At 34.6% G+C, this 17,006-nt stretch carries 10 protein-coding genes; 4 read left to right on the forward strand and 6 right to left on the reverse strand.

What is annotated here, in order from left to right; genetic code table 11:
- Positions 1–283 precede the first annotated feature (283 nt).
- Positions 284–3,880 carry a WD40 repeat domain-containing protein gene (locus WJM97_RS10345; protein WP_353932941.1) on the forward strand — a complete coding sequence of 1,199 codons (3,597 nt, stop codon included), beginning with the start codon at positions 284–286 and terminating at the stop codon, positions 3,878–3,880.
- Here the strand turns inward: WJM97_RS10345 and WJM97_RS10350 are convergent.
- Positions 3,849–4,082 carry a hypothetical protein gene (locus WJM97_RS10350; protein WP_353932942.1) on the reverse strand — a complete coding sequence of 78 codons (234 nt, stop codon included), beginning with the start codon at positions 4,080–4,082 and terminating at the stop codon, positions 3,849–3,851. The genes WJM97_RS10345 and WJM97_RS10350 overlap by 32 nt on opposite strands.
- 312 nt (positions 4,083–4,394) lie before the next feature.
- Between WJM97_RS10350 and WJM97_RS10355 the strand changes: the two genes are divergently transcribed.
- Positions 4,395–7,805 (forward strand): hypothetical protein, encoded by a 3,411-nt coding sequence (locus WJM97_RS10355; RefSeq protein ID WP_353932943.1) that lies wholly within the window; start codon positions 4,395–4,397, stop codon positions 7,803–7,805.
- Between the two features lie 12 nt (positions 7,806–7,817).
- The gene (locus tag WJM97_RS10360; protein ID WP_353932944.1) at positions 7,818–8,060 is read left to right on the forward strand and encodes a hypothetical protein; all 243 of its coding nucleotides are present in this window, start codon (positions 7,818–7,820) and stop codon (positions 8,058–8,060) included.
- 60 nt (positions 8,061–8,120) lie between these two features.
- Here the strand turns inward: WJM97_RS10360 and WJM97_RS10365 are convergent, their stop codons facing one another.
- The 3 genes from WJM97_RS10365 to WJM97_RS10375 form a co-directional block, all read right to left on the reverse strand.
- On the reverse strand, positions 8,121–9,347 hold the full coding sequence (locus tag WJM97_RS10365; protein WP_353932945.1) for a DUF4336 domain-containing protein: 1,227 nt from the start codon (positions 9,345–9,347) through the stop codon (positions 8,121–8,123).
- Positions 9,348–9,405: 58 nt separating this feature from the next.
- Positions 9,406–11,541: a protein kinase gene (locus WJM97_RS10370; protein WP_353932946.1), complete on the reverse strand. Its 2,136-nt coding sequence runs from the start codon at positions 11,539–11,541 to the stop codon at positions 9,406–9,408.
- 71 nt (positions 11,542–11,612) lie between these two features.
- Entirely contained in the window at positions 11,613–13,307 is a 1,695-nt protein-coding gene (locus tag WJM97_RS10375; RefSeq protein WP_353932947.1) for a serine/threonine-protein kinase, read from the reverse strand.
- Between the two features lie 131 nt (positions 13,308–13,438).
- On the opposite strand from WJM97_RS10375, the gene WJM97_RS10380 reads away from it, so the two are divergent.
- On the forward strand, positions 13,439–14,935 hold the full coding sequence (locus tag WJM97_RS10380) for a phenylacetate--CoA ligase family protein (RefSeq protein WP_353932948.1): 1,497 nt from the start codon (positions 13,439–13,441) through the stop codon (positions 14,933–14,935).
- 71 nt (positions 14,936–15,006) lie between these two features.
- Here WJM97_RS10380 and WJM97_RS10385 read toward each other — a convergent pair whose 3' ends face one another.
- The gene (locus WJM97_RS10385) at positions 15,007–15,222 is read right to left on the reverse strand and encodes a hypothetical protein (RefSeq protein WP_353932949.1); all 216 of its coding nucleotides are present in this window, start codon (positions 15,220–15,222) and stop codon (positions 15,007–15,009) included.
- Positions 15,223–15,419: 197 nt separating this feature from the next.
- Positions 15,420–16,787, reverse strand: a complete 1,368-nt coding sequence (locus tag WJM97_RS10390) for a CHAT domain-containing protein (RefSeq protein WP_353932950.1) — start codon at positions 16,785–16,787, stop codon at positions 15,420–15,422.
- Positions 16,788–17,006 lie beyond the last annotated feature (219 nt).

Consider the following 17,006-nt stretch of genomic DNA (forward strand, 5'->3'; position numbering starts at 1 on the left):
TCTGGAGAAATAATTTGCCGATTTACGACGCTAGTTTACTTCTGTGATGTTTCTGCCAATGCAATTGCAATGTTCAGATTAGACATTATTAAAGCTAAAAAAATGATCAGTAGATTGTTGTTTTTCAGGTTCTTTGTTTTGTTTATGGTTATAGAAAAGACATTCAGTTTTGAATGTAATTTTTATAGCACGCTGTAATAAGAATTGTGTCAAATGTCAATGAAAATATTTTTGTCAATAAATTCTAGAGAATGTCAATATAAAGTGTCAAAATATGAATAAAATGGCAATTACTAGAGAAGAATTTGAACAGGCTTACTCCTCACTAACTAAATCTAAACTCACTAAAACTGAAAAGAATATCTTATGGTGTTTCTTTCAGCACCATGATAAAACTTTTAAAGAAATTGCTGATATTTTATCAGCAGAGTCAAAATATACTAAAGTAATAACCCAAACAAATATAAACTCTATTATGAGTAATATTTATAAAAAATTTGGTGTAACTGTTAAGGTAGGCAAAAAATATCAGCTAATAAATTTATTGAGAGAATATAAACCTAATTTATTCAAAAATATACCAAGAAATAGAAAAAAGATAATAATTAATAATCCCCAACAAGACTTGGCAGATATTGATGTATCAACAAATTTTTATGGACGGTTACAAGATATTAAAAGCCTGGAAAATAAAATTTTAGCAGATAAATATAAACTATTAATATTAACAGGAATTTATGGAATTGGTAAAACTTCCTTAGCTGTTGAATTAGCAAAAAAGATCAAGGGTGAATTTCATTTTTCAATGGGACTATCTCTAGAAAAAGCACCACCTCTAAAAAAAGTCCTCACAAATATCATTAAAATTCTATCAAAACAGAATATAATTGAATTACCACAAGATGTAAATAAATTAATATCCCTGCTAATTGAATATTTCAAAGAATATCGCTGTTTACTGATTTTGGATAATTTAGAAACAATTTTACAATCAGGCGATCGCACAGGTCAATATAAAGATAAATATCAAGAATATAGTCAACTTTTCCACAGTATAATCACAGCAGAACATCAAAGCTGCTTATTATTAACTAGTCGAGAAATTCCCCTAGCTTATGCAGAAGCAGAAAATTCATCTGTGAGCATATTTACTGTCAACGGCTTAGAGGTAGAAGACGCTAAAAATATGATTATAAATAAAGGGTTAGTTGCTACAAATGAGGAATTTCAGCAATTAGTTCAACGCTATGAATGTCACCCTTTAATTCTCAAGCTAATTATTCAAACGATAAAAAAACTCCAGGTGAGAATAGTTGATTTTTTAGACTTAAAATTCACCAATTTAGATAAAATTACCAGCATTTTAGATTGGCATTTTCAAAGATTGTCAGATGTAGAAAAGCAAATCATATATTGGTTAGCAATTAATCGGGAAGTTATAACATTTAAAGAATTGCAAGATGATATTAAAGAATCACCATTTTTAACCACATCAATCAGTTCTCTTGAGCTTTTATTAGATCGCTCACTTATCAATAAAAGTGCATTGGGTTTTAAGCTACAATCTGTAATTATGGAGGATATAACTGAACGTTTAATTACAGAAGTATGTGCAGAATTAACCACTGGGAAATTACAAATCTTCAAAAGCCATGCGTTGATGAAAGCTACAGCCAAAGACTATGTAAGGGAAACTCAAAATCAACTGATTGTTAAACCGATTATAGATAAATTACTTAATCAGTTTAATAATAAATTCCGACTTGAATTTCATTTAAAACAAATATTATTACAATTGAAGTCAGAACAAAATATAGGATATGCTGGAGGTAATTTAATCAACATTCTAGCAACTTTACAAATTGATTTAACTAATTATGATTTTTCTCAGATTAACATTATGCAAGCATTCCTAAAAGATGTAAACTTGCATAATGTTAATTTCCAAAATACTAATTTTTATAATTCCGTCTTTCAAGAAAGTATAGCTGCTATTTTTGCCCTGGCATTTAGTCCTGATGGAGAGATATTAGCTATCAGTGATTATCGCGGTACAATTCAATTAATGGATATCCAAAGCAGACAAAAGATTTTGACTATTAATGATTCATCTGGTCATGTAGTGCGAGCCTTAGCCTTTAGTAATGATGGTAAAATATTAGCTGGTGGTAGCACTAATGGCACTATACAATTATGGGATGTAAAAACAAGTGAACTTCTGAACAATTTATCGGCGCACACTGACTGGGTAAATTCCATTGCTTTTAATGCAGATGGTAAAATCTTAGCTAGTGGTAGTAGTGATTCTACAATCAAAATATGGGAAGTTGCTACTGGTAAATCTTTAAATATCTTATCAGGACATAGTGATTGTGTACACGCAGTTGCTTTTGGTTCTCAAGGTATTCTTGCCAGTGGGAGTAGAGACAAAACCATCAGACTATGGGATATTAATAAGAAGGAGTCTTTCCACACTTTGACAGAACATACAGAATCAGTTTATGCCGTTGCCTTTAGTAATGATGGTAAAATATTAGTTAGTGGTAGTGGTGATTCAACTGTAAGGATATGGGATTTTGAAAAACAAACATCTCAATCTTTAGTTACTTTGAAGAAACATAACAATAAAGTTCTTACAGTTGCTTTTAGTTCAGATGGTAAGATTTTAGCTAGTGGTGGTTATGATACAGATATCCAAATTTGGGATATTGAAGATGTTAAGAATATTAAGCATATAAATACCTTACAGGAACATGAAAATTGGATTCGTGCAGTGGTTTTCAGTCCTCAAGGTAATATTTTTGTTAGTGGGGATGTGAACTCAATAGTAAAATTATGGAATCTCAAAGATGTGAATAACATTAATTCTCCCACGTCTTGGCAGGGACACACTAGTGAAATTCGTACAGTTGCTTTTAGTCCTCAAGGTAACATTCTTATTAGTGGTAGCAGTGATAAAAAGTTGCGACTATGGAATGTCAATGAGGATGTCAATAATGCTAAAATGACAGATACTTTGACAGGACATACCGACATAGTATATTCAATTGCTTTAAATTCTCAGGGTACTACTTTAGCAAGTGGTAGTGCTGATTCTACTGTCAAGCTATGGGATGTAGCATCTCGTCAATACATTAAAACTTTACGGGGACATAAAAATCATGTACGTTGTGTAGCTTTTAGTGATCAAAGTCAACACTTAGCTAGTGGGAGTCGTGACTGTAGCGTGAAACTGTGGGATATTGATTCTGTGAAATGTCAAATTCTTTTGCAAGAAGATACTGAAAGCATAGATGCTATTGCTTTTCATCCCTATCACGAAATTTTGGCCTATGGTATTTATAAGGGTGATGTTAAGTTATGGGATATTAAAACTCAAAAGTGTATAAAAATTTTACCAGGTCATTCTACACGGATAAATTCATTAGCTTTTCACCCTCAAGGTAATATTTTAGCCAGTGCTAGTAATGACAATACAATCAGGCTATGGAATACTAATAGTTATGAATGTCTAGCAGTTTTAGATCAACATACTAACTGGGTACGTTCAGTAGCTTTTCATCCTCAAGGTGATATCCTTGCTAGTGGTAGTGGTGACGGTACTGTAAGATTTTGGGACATGATTTCCTATGAAGCTATCAATATCTTGCAGGAACACAGTGATTGGGTACATTCAGTTACCTTTAGTCTTTGTGGGAAAATACTTGCTAGTGGTAGTGCAGATGAAACGATTAAGTTATGGGATGTAAAAACCGGTGCTTGTTTGCAAACTTTGACAATACCTAAACCCTATCAGGGAATGAATATTACACGAGTGACAGGTTTAACTCCAGAAGTGAAAGCAACTCTTAAAGCTCTAGGAGCAGTAGAAGTGTTGTAATTCGGTTTACCCAATCAGATTGTTTAGCTGCAATGGAAGGGTTGCTACTTTTTAGGATCATAATTGCTATTTGGAGAATTTTCTGATTGTCTAGATTTGGTTGTTCATCATCACCACGGACTTCAAAATCAATAGGAAGTTCAAATACTTGTAACATTTCTTTCTCTGTAGGTAGTAGATTATTGAGTGTCTGACTATTCAAGGTTTGTATATTAGTATTTAATATATGAAGAAGTTTATTTAAGAAAGATTTGTTATTAACAATATATATTAAACCCTTCATATTATATATTCCCAATCATCAGGATCTAATTCTAGCTGTTCACCGACTTCAAATAATCTAGTTCATAAAAAGTCTTGTTCAGACTGAATTTGTGGTTCTTCGATTTTGTTCAAAGCTATTAATAGACCTAACAAGGTTGTATTACGGGGTGGTATAGTCATTTAGTATTACTATTGTATGCTAAGATTAACTTAGCTTTGAATTGTAACTACCTTAATTAAGTTAACTGAAATGAAACGTCAAGCTTTAGTTGTGGGTATAAATCGTTATCCTTTTTGGAGAGAGTTCCCAACCAGTAAAGATGGTAATTTAAAATTGTCAAATAGTGATGCAGAAGCAGTTGCGCGTTTGCTGGAACTCTATGGAGACTTCCAGGTAAAGCGATTACCAAGTAAAGAAAACATATTACAGATAGACCCAATAGGATGTATTCCTACAGAACAACTAAAACAAGAAATTACAGATTTATTTAACCCACAGGAAAATATTCCCAATACAGCACTTTTATATTTTGCTGGTCGTGGTTTACTACAAGAGTATGAAGATGGTAATATAGAAAGTTTTTTAGCTACAAGTGATACTAATAAACGCGATAAATATGGTGTTTCTTTGCAATGGTTACGTGAGTTATTACTGAAAAGCCCCGTTCAACAACAGATAGTTTGGTTAGACTGTGGATATAGTGGAGAGTTATTGAATTTTGGGGAAAATGACATAGTTAATAGAAATTGTGATCGCTTTTTGATTACAGCTACAAGAAATTATGAACCTGTATATGCAGAAATCAATAAAAGTGGTGTATTAACTCAGGCTATTCTTACCAGTCTTAATCCAATTTATCAGGATCATGGAAAAGTAACTAGCTGGAGTATGAGAGATATGATTAAAGCTAAAATAGCCAAAGAGAAAACACATCAAACTCCAGGTTTTTATCTTACTGAATCTCCTATTATTATAACTGGAATCAAAGGGACTCAATGGGATAATAAATATCCTGATCAAAAACATATAGATTATTTTCATGGAGAAAATATTTTAGAAATTACAGAATATTGCAGCATTCAAAATCGCCAGGAAATTTTAAATGATTTATTGTCAAGTTTATCAAAAACTCAACCGAAAATACCGGAGTATGATAAATTATATAGTTTTTTAGGAAGTCCCAAACCAATAATTTATATTTTGGATGATTATAACGACTACATTAGCAAACAAGATGGAATATTTCAGGTATTAGCATCTAGTATAAATAATTTTGGTAAATACTATCGGTATGAACAAACATCTGCAAGAGATAAATTTATTAAAACATTATCAAGATTATGTGATTTTTTAAATAAATTATCTTTAAGTTTTACTGTAAAAACATATCCTTTAAACCTCTGCTTTCAGGAACATTATCCAAATATTGAACAAATAAGACCCACATATAACTTAATTTATCAAGCTCTAAATCTTAATAGTTATCTTGATAGGATATTAAATGATAATTCTGATCAAATTGCTGCTTTTATCATTGATTTAGAATGGCTTCCTAATTTGACAGATGAGCAAACTCAGCAACAAACAGATGAGCAATGGTGGCAAGAATGGAAAAATATAGGAGTCAAAGCTATTCATATTCTATCAGAGCGATACCCAGAAATTCCTTGCTTGATTTTCACAGATGTTCAGCTTGTCAATGAAACGAGAACAGAAAATTCCGTAAATCTTGAATACCTCAACTTTATTAATCTTGAAAAACACTTAGCAAAAGCGGTTAATCGTCTTTATGGTTGTTACCAAGAAGTGCCATTTCAGCAGTTCAATGTTAATCAAACTTCTCCTTTATGGCAAACGCTAATTAATAAGTTAAAATTGAAACTACCTCTCGATAAATGTAAACGAGGTAAAGCTTTCACAAAATTAATTTCTGGACTTTTCCCAACAGCACAACAGGTAGAACTAATCAAAATTTTATCTGGTGGAAAATCTCAAGCACAGGCAAATTTTTTAGTTAGTCCTATCTCCAGAAATCACCGTTTAGCGACTCGTTTTATTAAAATAGGTGCTTGGTTCTTGATTCAAAAAGAGTATTTAGCTTATCAAAAAGTAATTCAACCCCGACTAAATAGTTATACTGCTAACATTATTCAAAGACCGATTTTAACAGAAGTTGATCAAAATCAAATGCCTTGGGGTGCTTTGATGTACACATTGGCAGGATTTCCAGAAGATTATCAAAATCTACAATCTCTCAATGAAGTTTTTACTAACTATAAAGACAGTGATGATGGTGCTAATTTCTTAGTAAAATGTGTTAGAGATACTTTAGAAAAAGTATTATTTCCTCTGTATCAATCTAGTATTTCTAAGTTACCTAAAAAACAACCTTTGTGGTGTTGGTTGGGTGATGTTCTGCCTTGTTTTTACACTGGAATATTAATACCATTAATTAAAATACCTGGGATTGAATATTTAGATGAAAATACAAAAAAGAGTGATGTATTGATTGTACCCAATATGATTATTAATGATATTAAAAATGAGGAACTTTGGCAAGCAGGATTCTCTAATCTGCAAGAACTAAATACTAAACTTGATACACAAAATCAGTATTATCAAACAAATAATCTTCCAGACATATCACCTCACAATTCAGAAATTTTTAGCCAACCATATCAGAAAGTTTTATTATCTGGTTGGAAATTAATATCTGTTGATGTTCCAGATAATGAAGATGAGGGAAATATTATTTTAGTACATCCAATTTTAGGGATAAGGGTTTATCTATGTGGATGTTCTGAAGATATAAAGCTGCGTTTTGGTGCTACTTGGATTCGTCTGGGTATGCAGGTAAATGTTTTAGTTTATCTAGATAACAAAGCCCAAAGATTAAACAATATTTATGAAAATCTTTCTGGGTTTGATGAATTTGATAATCATGATTATTCAGAAGTTGACTTAAAAATAATTAGAAATTTTCAATATGCTAACAAAATCAGTCCATTATGTTTACCTTCACCACTAAATGTTTTTGGAGAAGGGTTTTGTCATCCAGATAATTATATTTCTATTCTTGGTTATGCAGCACCTATTCACGGAGATTTAAACTTAAATAATATTCTCTATGCTGCTAATGAAACTGTGGGTTGGTTGATTGATTTTGAGCGAGTTAAAGAACAAGGTTTAGTAGCTTATGATTTGGCTAAATTAGAGGGTGAGATTTGGATAAATCATTTGTTACCTTATATCAAAGAACTGGCGACTTTATCACCTGAACAAGTAGTAGACAATTGTTATAAATTACTTTACTGTTGCTTACAATCATCTGAATTTTCAGGAGATGAGGCTGAATTTTTTAGAACCAAGGTGAAAAGTGATCAAAAATTTGCTGTGATATCAGATGCTTTATTAAATCAAATTACTAATCTCCTGAAAGTAATTAAATCAATCCGCAATTTTGGTTTCTTAAAATGTCAACTAACACGACAAGAATTACAATGGGCATTATCAGCATATTTCTTTAATGCTGCTAGGTTACATTTCTCACCACGACAGGATAAAAAGCATAATTATATCACTGTGTTGGCGTTTTTAGTATCAGCATGGCATTTAATTGATATAGTACCAAAATATGAAATTAATATAATCTCAAAATAATATAAATAAGTTATGAATAGAGATGCTTTAGTTATTGGTATCAATCGTTATTCCTACTTAAAGGATACACAAAATCAGTGCGGAGCTAAACATTTACAACTTCCTGCTCAAGATGCAGAAAAGATTGCTAAAATACTAGAAACTCATGGTAACTTTAGAGTACATCATCTTCCTGAAAGTTTAATTAATGGTAAATGGCAAATTGATCCAAAAAAAATAGTCAAAACAGAAGAATTAGAAACAGATGATAGTTAGTGGAAACCAGGATAAGACTAATAAGGTTTGGAAATTAGAATAAACCTTTGACATGAAGTTTTACACTTTCTCCTTTGCTGGTGGTACAATTCCCAATCTATCTAAACCATTATTAATATCTTTTAAAACTTGAAAATCATCTTCTGGTAATGGATAACTATTACTATTCAATAAACCATTTTGGGGATATTTTTCTAAGAAAGAAAATGCTTGCCGAAATTGTTGAGAATTGGCTTTGATGGGTGCGTCTAAATGACAAGGAATGATCCATTTTATATCCCATTTTGCCACTTGATCCGCCCATTTGAGCGTTTCCTGGGGAGCGCGATTTAAAATTAAAGTCTGTAAAACTGGTGCTACAAATATTCTCCCATTTCCCCTTAATGCTTCATAGGCTCTTTCCCAGCCTGATTGCCATTGAAAGGGAAAAAACCCAAAAAATGCTTTTTTGCTACGTTCTGGGGCTTTTTGTGCATCTCTCCATACATCTTTAAAAGTGGGTACATCCACTACACTGGGACGGAAATAAAAAGCAAATAGGGTGATCCGTTGCCATCCTTTGCGACGATTTTCTAGGGTATCGGCAATGATATCGTAGGCTTTGTCTTTGGCGTGATAAAGCAGGGGATAGGGATCTAATTGCACTATGGCTGGTGGATCTGGGGGAATGGAAACTATGGTATCTGTAACTAGGAGGGTGTGCGATCGCCTGTGGAAAAATGCTACTTCTGCAAATTTACCCAGTCCTAAATCCAATGGTCCGAGTATGGCATAATCAAATTCATCTGCAAAAGGTGTTTTTTGTATATCTGCGGATAATATCTGAGTTCGGTTTCTAGGTAAACCTAACCAACTCAAAGGTAAATTAATGGGAAAACTCCATTGTCCTGGTGCAACAAATATCTGTGCTGTGGGGAAGTATCGCGCAAATGGTCCGGCAAAAACTTTATGTTCTATTCCTGAAACGGTGGGCAAAATAATATACTTGACTTCACCATGTTCTATAACTAATTCATTTACTAAGCGGATACATTCGGGAGTGGGTGCGATGGGTGCATAAACCACTAAACCACCATTTTCTAGCTTTATGACTGTCATCCGAATTGGTACAACTACATAGAAAACTCCCTGGATCTGATCAAACGTCCAGATAGTATCCTTAACAACTTCTTGACGGAGAGTACGACGTTTACCGTAAGGATAGAGGGGGACGATAGGCCAGAACTTCCATTCATAGTCCTGGGGGTTGTGATTTTCTGTATTAATTGCACCTTCACCTTGAGTCACTTTGCGATCGCTCCCAATCCCAATATTTTAGTATTTCATAATTTTGGAGTTTAGCAAATTATGGTGTCTGTGAAGGTATGGGTGTTTGTGTTGGTTCTGCTGTTGGTTCTGAAGTAGGTTCTTCTGTCGGTGTTGGTTCTGGTTCTGGTTCTGGGGGGTTTTCTGCTGTTACTGTGAGGCTATAATCTACAGATTTTGAACCTGTAGAAACTACGACAAACTCATAAAACCCTGTTTCTGGTAGTGTTTTGGAGACATTACGCTGGGTAGAGTCTTCTAAAAATGTGACTTTTCCAGAGGGAGAATAAATAGATAGTAAAACTGAGGAACTAGCATCTAATTTAACTTCTAAGGTTTGGTCTTTAGCTAGTCCAGCTATAAAAACTTTACCGTTTCCTGGTTCAAGAGTACCGCTGACGGTTTTACCTGTTGTGTTGGGGTCAAATACTATTTTTTGAAAAGAACTATTTGCCAGGATGGCATTTAGTTTATCATTGACAAATGCGTGCCAAACTTGACCGATGGGCTGATCAATAAAATTTTTACCTTTTTGTTCTGGGAATACACGTAAGAAAGCTGCATCACCCAAATCATATAACGCACGACTACTAACATTCCTGCGGTTTACTTCTACTTTCCAGCGATCGCGTTCTGCTGAGGTATATGTTCCCATTTGTCTCCGGGATCTGCTACTGATGGGAGTAAGTTTTTCTAAAGTTTCGGCTGCTACTTTATCCCATTCTGCCCGTAATTCTTCATCTTTTGGTTCATCGGTGAGGATGCGTCCATTTAAACTGGGATTTCTATTCCAAAAGATTTGATTAATGAGACTAATATAAAAACGTCTATCTATGCTTAATTGCTGACGGCGATCGCTTAATCTTTGTTTACGTTCTCTTTCTTCTTTGGAAAAGTTATCTTGAGAATCTGAAGTTGGAGTGTCGGTGGGTGTGGGAGTTAATGTTACTCCCGGATCAACTCCTCCCATATCTCCTGAACGGTTATTGAAACCCCACCACAATAAACCACCACTGGCCAAAATTGAAACTATGACAATTAATATATTTGTGGTTGTCCAAATACCTGTGCTTTGGGGTTGAGAAGTAACTACATTTGGGGTTGCTGGTTGTTTAGGAGGAGGTGCGGGAGATACAGCAACTGTTCCGACTGCGGAAGTAACTGGGGGTTGGGAGGGAGAATAATTAACAGGGGTTTGAAGGGGAGGAGTATTGTAAACCGTGGCTGGGTTGAGAATGTCTAAAACTTGACGGGCTGATTGATAGCGATCGCTTGGTTTTGGCGATAGCATTTTATCTAAAATTACTCCCAATTCAGGACTCAGGCTCACTTCTCGCCGCCATTCCCAGGTTAAATTACTGGTATCAAGTAACTCTTGGGGATTTTTGCCTGTCAGTAAAACTAAGGATGTTACAGCTAAAGCATATAAATCACTGTGAGGAGAAACCATGCCGGTTTGCATTTGTTCTGGAGGTGCAAAACCGATTTTTCCTAATAAAGTTCCCCCAGTAGGAGAGGAATTAACCCCAGATTGATAATATTGAGAAACGGTAGCAGCGACTTGTTTAACGCCTCCAAAATCAATTAAAACTGGTAATTGATCAGCATTGCGAAGCATGAGGTTATCAGGAGAAATATCTCTGTGAATCACACCCTCAGCGTGGATATATGTTAATACTGGTAAAATTTGTTGTAATAGTTGACGGACTTCAATTTCTGTAAAATTTAAACCCTGTTGTTTGCGGGTATTTAATAAAGAATTATAAGTTTCTCCTGCTACATGATCTTGCACCAAAAACAGGGATTCTTTATCTTGTAAGTTAATTTTCAATAGTTCCCGAAAGCGGGGAATTTGGGGATGCTGTAATTTATAAAGCACACTAGCTTCCCGTTGAAATAATTCCTCAGCTTTTTGCACCACGTAAGGGGTTTGGACTTGGGGGGAAAATTCCTTTAAAACACAAGGTTCTCGAAAACGGTTGAGATCCTCTGCGAGATAGGTTCTACCAAAACCACCTTGTCCGAGTTGACGTACAATTACATAGCGATCGCCTAAAGTTTGTCCAGCTTGGATACCACTAGATCCCATTTTCTCTAGGATACTTTCACCACACTGAAGACAAAATTTACTACCTGACGGATTTTGATGTCCTTGAGAACAATAAATGTTAGTCATTAGTTGTTAGTCATTAGTTGTTAGTCATTAGTCGTTAGTCATTAGTTACTTTCTCCCTATCTCCCCATCTCCTACTTGTTATCTACTTTATCAGAGGCGATCGCATACCAGAATTGCATATAGGTTTGCTGAGTTAGTCTGCCACGTTGTTGTCCAGGAAACAAGGGATTAAATTTTTGATATGTCTCTTCTCTCAATTCCTGGAAAGAACCATATTTACCCAATCTACCAGACCTAGCTAGTCTATCCCATCTTTGGGAATCTTCTTGACTAAAACTACCAATTTTCCTCCGTGCTATCTGACTCAGATTAGCCCTTTCAATATTCTTTAACAATTCATCTGCTGCACTATTCCACTGTTCCCGCAACACCTGATCTTCTGGTTTATCGGTTAGTATTCTCCCTCTCAAACCAGGTCTAAGGGTATAAAATCTTTCATCTACCGTTTTGATAAACACAGCTTGAGAGATTTCTAACTCTTGGATTCTTTTAAAAATTGCTTCCGAACTAAGGTTTTGATTTCCTACATTAACAGGATTACTAATAGATGGTAGTTGAGGAAGTTCAACTTTAGGTAAATTAATTGATGTAATACTTCTTACCATAAAATTACCCACAGACCACATACCCGCACCAATGAAACCAACTCCCATCGTGAGGATAAAGGTAGCAGCAAAAGGACGCAACCATACTGGCATAGGTACTTTTTGCAAAGCAAAGTGAGTTTTTCTGTAAGCAGTTTTCCCTGGTGCTGCGACCATAGTTTTTAACTTAGTAATATAGGAATTTTGACTATTAGCAGAAGGTTGCATAGTATTTACTTTATTGATGAGTGTATGGCTAGAATTTGTAGTTGGTAAATCTTTGAGAATTTGATCTGCGGTTTGATAGCGATCGCTTGGCTTATATGCCAACATCTTCTTTAAAATTCCCTCTAACTTGGGACTTACCTTAATTTCCTTTCCCCAATACCAAACCCCGTTATAACTATCATAAAGTAAATTGGGTTCTTTCCCAGTCACCAAAACCAAAGCTGTCACCGCTAAAGAATATAGATCACTACTTTTATAAACTTTTCCCTGAAGTAACTGTTCTTCTGGTGCATAACCTTTCTTCCCTAAAAGAGTACCATTACCCACCAACTGAGTCTGCCAAAAACCCTGAGAAGCCGGTAACTGTTTCACACCACCAAAATCAATCAACACTGGTAAACCATCACTTTGGCGTAAAATCAAATTATCCGGTGAAATATCCCGATGTACAATATCCAGAGAGTGAATATAACTCAAAATCGGTAAAATATTATGCAACAGGTTAATAACTTCCTCCTCAGTCAAAGATTTTCCCTGAGTTTGGAGTTGCTCAAATAACTGATAATAGTTAATACCTTCCACATAATCTTGCACTAAAAAGAAAAAATCCTTAGTACCAATTTTTGCTTGTAAAGAAGCATGAAACTGGGGAATTTGCGGATGGTGAATTTTTTTAAGTACACTTGCTTCCCGTTCAAATAACTCCTTAGCCTTTTGTAAATCCTGAGATTTTGATACTTGAGGCGCAAATTCTTTTAAAACACACTTTTCACGGGCTTTTTGCCTATCAATTGCCAAATAACTCCGCCCAAAGCCACCTTGCCCCAAAATCCGCCCAATTTCATAACGATGATCAATCACCTGTCCCACCATTAAGGGTAAAGCCTCCCCACAGTGAGTACAAAAACTATTACCGTTATTATTTACGTGTTTGTGGCTACAATAGACGGACATGATAGGAAAAATAAATCAGCTACTGATACAGTTCTACAATAACGCCAGGGTAATTTACGAACTTTTTGAGCTTGTGTAAACTAAGAGCAAGAAGCATGAAGATAATATCATACTCCTTAAACTCCTGAATTATGAACCTACAAACCCAAAGAACCCTGCAAGAATTAGAAAAATTTCTCTCTACTCCCCTAACAGAGAAATTAACACAACATCAAAAAATTGCACCTCAAAAAATAGCCATCCAACTATTTCAAGATGTAGTAGCAACTGTACCAGCTTATCAACAGTTTTTAGAGACACATCATATCAAACCTGCAACGATTCGGACTTTTGCCGACTTCCAAAAATTACCACTGATTTGTAAAGAAAATTATATTTCTCTTTACTCCCTAGCCGAACTATGCAAAGATGGAAACTTAGGAAGCTGTGATATGATCGCAGCTTCCTCTGGCTCAAGCGGAAAACCTACATTTTGGCCCCGTTTTTGCACAGATGAACTAGAAATAGCTACCCGATTTGAGCAAATCTTTCATGATAGCTTTTATGCAGATAATAAAACTACCTTAGCAATAGTTTGTTTTAGTTTGGGAACATGGGTAGGGGGAATGTTCACCACCAGTTGTTGTAGGTATTTAGCTTGTAAAGGATATCCCATTACAGTCATTACACCAGGAAATAATAAAACCGAAATATTGCGAGTTGTGCAAGAAATTGGTAGTAATTTTGAGCAAGTGGTATTATTAGGATATCCGCCGTTTTTAAAAGATGTCATTGATACAGGAATTGCCAATGGTTTAGATTGGAAACCATATCAAATTAAGTTAGTAATGGCAGGAGAAGTATTTAGTGAAGAATGGCGAGATTTAGTTAGTGAAAGAATAGAATCTAAAAATCCCTATTATGATTTTGCATCCATGTATGGAACAGCAGATGCAGGAGTATTAGGAAATGAAACACCGTTGAGTATTTGTATTAGGAGATTTTTAGCAGAAAATACCGCAGCAGCAAAATCATTATTTGGAGAGTCCCGTTTACCAACTTTAGTACAGTATGATCCTTGCAGTCGTTTTTTTGAAGTTGAAGATGGGAAACTAATATTTTCTGGTAATAATGGCATTCCTTTAATTAGGTACAATATTTTAGATAATGGGGGATTAATTAGTTATGAACAGATGCTAAAATTCTTAGCTGAGTGGGGTTTTAATCCTGTAGAAGAATTACAGCAAAATCGAGGAATTCATCAATTACCATTTGTTTATGTTTTTGGACGTTCTAACTTTACAGTTTCTTATTTTGGGGCAAATATTTACCCAGAAAATGTCTCAGTGGGATTAGAACAAGCGATAATTAGAGAATGGGTAACAGGTAAATTTGTGTTACAGGTAAAAGAAGATGAAGATAAAAATCGGTTTTTATCAGTAGTTGTAGAATTAGCACCAGGGGTAGAAGGAAGTGTTGAGAAAACAGCAACTATTACTAATTCTATAGTCAATCAACTGTTGCGGTTAAATAGCGAGTTTGCAAATTATGTTCCCGGAGAATATCAAACACCGCAAGTAGAATTAAAACCCACAGGTGATGGAGAATATTTTCCTGTGGGTGTGAAACATAGATATACACGGAAGTGATAATTCATAATTCATAGTTTCCTAATTAATTACGAATTACGAATTACGAATTACGAATTACGAATTATGGATTAATGCCGTCTTCTATTACGTCTATTGTAACGACATCTATAATACCTACCGCGATAATATCTATAGCGATTTCTGCCAGTGCAAGTTCGATAACGTCTCACATGAGTAGTTCTAGTGCGACGATAACGAGTGTGTGCATCTGCATTTTCAGTTAAACCAACAACTGAAATAGACGCTATTACAGTAGCGAGAAGAAAAGATGTAATACGTTTCATGGGAATAGTTTTAAGACTTGGTAATGATTTCTACAAGTGCAGGAAGTTTACGAAGTTGAGATTCCATGAAACTTTTTCTATTAATTAAAATTCTATCACAAAAAGTTATTTTGTAAACAAAATATTTCTAATTATTACAATTAATCTCCCCAAATCATGATCAAAGTTGAGGAGATAATTGTACTCAATCAGAGAATTTACCAGGGATTACCGATAATTGTAAATGCAGACCAATAATAGGGATGAGAAAAATTTTCATCTCTCAATTCAGCTAATTCTGATGGCAGCTGTAAACTGCTATTAGAACCTTGTAATTTACCTGATTTTAGCCCCACTTCTCCTTTCAACATAGCAATTTGTGCTGATTGTAGTGCCTTTGCTTTTAAGGGTATATTTTGTAAATTCTGATAGAATTCATTCATTAATCCTAAAGTTCCTATGTCGCTGACATTCCAAAGACTAGCTAAAACAGATTTAACTCCTGATTTAACCGTTAAGCCAGCAAAACCTAACTCTGCTTCATTATCTCCCAATGCAGTTCGACAAGCGCTTAATACTAATAAATCTACCTGTGGTTTGTCCAATTGCAATTTTTCAATGTCATCCAAACTTATTCTTTCATTACCCCAAAACTGAATATAAGACTGATCTGGAGTTCCTTTATTAAACTCTGCATGGGTAGCTAGATGGATAATTTCAAAGTTTTGATTTTTACGTTGTGCTTGAAAATTTTTGAGTGTAAATTCCTGATTAATAAACCGTTGATTGGGTGCAAAATCTTGAGTAATTTGACTTAATTCAACTGGTACTGCTGGTAAAGATTCTAGTTGGGAAAACTCCGATGCTCCCATTGCTAAGACTTGTAAACTTCTTTTTTTTATCTGCCCCGGTTTCATTAAATTAAAAGCAGGAATCCGCGCTAAACTATACTTCTCTACCAAAAAATTATTTCCATCATGTAATGCTGCTATTGGCAAAGTTCTTAAACCTTGACCTAAACAAAAAAGTATGGTGTCAATTTTCTCTTTTTTCAGAGTATATTCTAATGGCTTTACCATCCAAGTATATAACCTTTGAGATGGTTCTAGATAGGCTTTAGTTCTACGTCTACTGGGGCTAGTAACTGCTACATTTAACTGTTTCACTACAGCTAATAAAGTTTCTTGATCTGCGGTTTTAACACTGTATATTTGTGGTTTCTGCCCTGGAGTAATAATGACTAATTGTAGTTGTTTCTCCCTAGGCCATATCCAAACCACCGCAGGTTTTGTATCTGTTTGTTGGGCAAGATTGGAAAGTGATTGTGCGATATCTTCCGCCATTAATGAAAGAGACGGTAGACTTTCACCAAAATACTGGTCATAGTCTCTTTTCCAATGTTTTTCAACTTCATTGACTGCTTCAATAAAGTTTTTATTTTGTAGGAATCTATCCCAATCTTTATCTGTGACAGCATAAGCAGATTGGCTTTGTAGGAGAAGACTAGATGTAATTGTACTCACAAAGACTAAAGCAAATAATAATGCAAAAACAATTACTCTTTTCCATTTGATTTTGTCAAACATTCTTTTTCTTCCTGGCTTAGTAGTAGGACATTAAATACAGATTCAACTATGAGGAGATAGATACCCTACTCCTTAAGGCATTCCATCCAGAATTTGAATATCTTGTTACTTAATTTAAGCATATTTCCTTAATTACGTAGAGGAGAAAGTATTTTTAGTAACTTTTGTCTTGTTTTCCTAAATATTAATTTTAACCAATAAATAACTAATAAATAATCA

Source organism: Okeanomitos corallinicola TIOX110, assembly GCF_038050375.1.
GTDB classification, from domain to species: domain Bacteria; phylum Cyanobacteriota; class Cyanobacteriia; order Cyanobacteriales; family Nostocaceae; genus Okeanomitos; species Okeanomitos corallinicola.

Bases quoted from the DNA above. Each gene is read 5' to 3' on its own strand.
- WJM97_RS10380 (WP_353932948.1), top strand. From the start codon at position 13,439: ATGAACCTACAAACCCAAAGAACCCTGCAAGAATTAGAAAAATTTCTC.
- WJM97_RS10345 (WP_353932941.1), top strand. From the start codon at position 284: ATGGCAATTACTAGAGAAGAATTTGAACAGGCTTACTCCTCACTAACT.
- WJM97_RS10370 (WP_353932946.1), bottom strand. From the start codon at position 11,541: ATGACTAACATTTATTGTTCTCAAGGACATCAAAATCCGTCAGGTAGT.
- WJM97_RS10375 (WP_353932947.1), bottom strand. From the start codon at position 13,307: ATGTCCGTCTATTGTAGCCACAAACACGTAAATAATAACGGTAATAGT.
- WJM97_RS10360 (WP_353932944.1), top strand. From the start codon at position 7,818: ATGAATAGAGATGCTTTAGTTATTGGTATCAATCGTTATTCCTACTTA.
- WJM97_RS10355 (WP_353932943.1), top strand. From the start codon at position 4,395: ATGAAACGTCAAGCTTTAGTTGTGGGTATAAATCGTTATCCTTTTTGG.
- WJM97_RS10390 (WP_353932950.1), bottom strand. From the start codon at position 16,787: ATGTTTGACAAAATCAAATGGAAAAGAGTAATTGTTTTTGCATTATTA.
- WJM97_RS10385 (WP_353932949.1), bottom strand. From the start codon at position 15,222: ATGAAACGTATTACATCTTTTCTTCTCGCTACTGTAATAGCGTCTATT.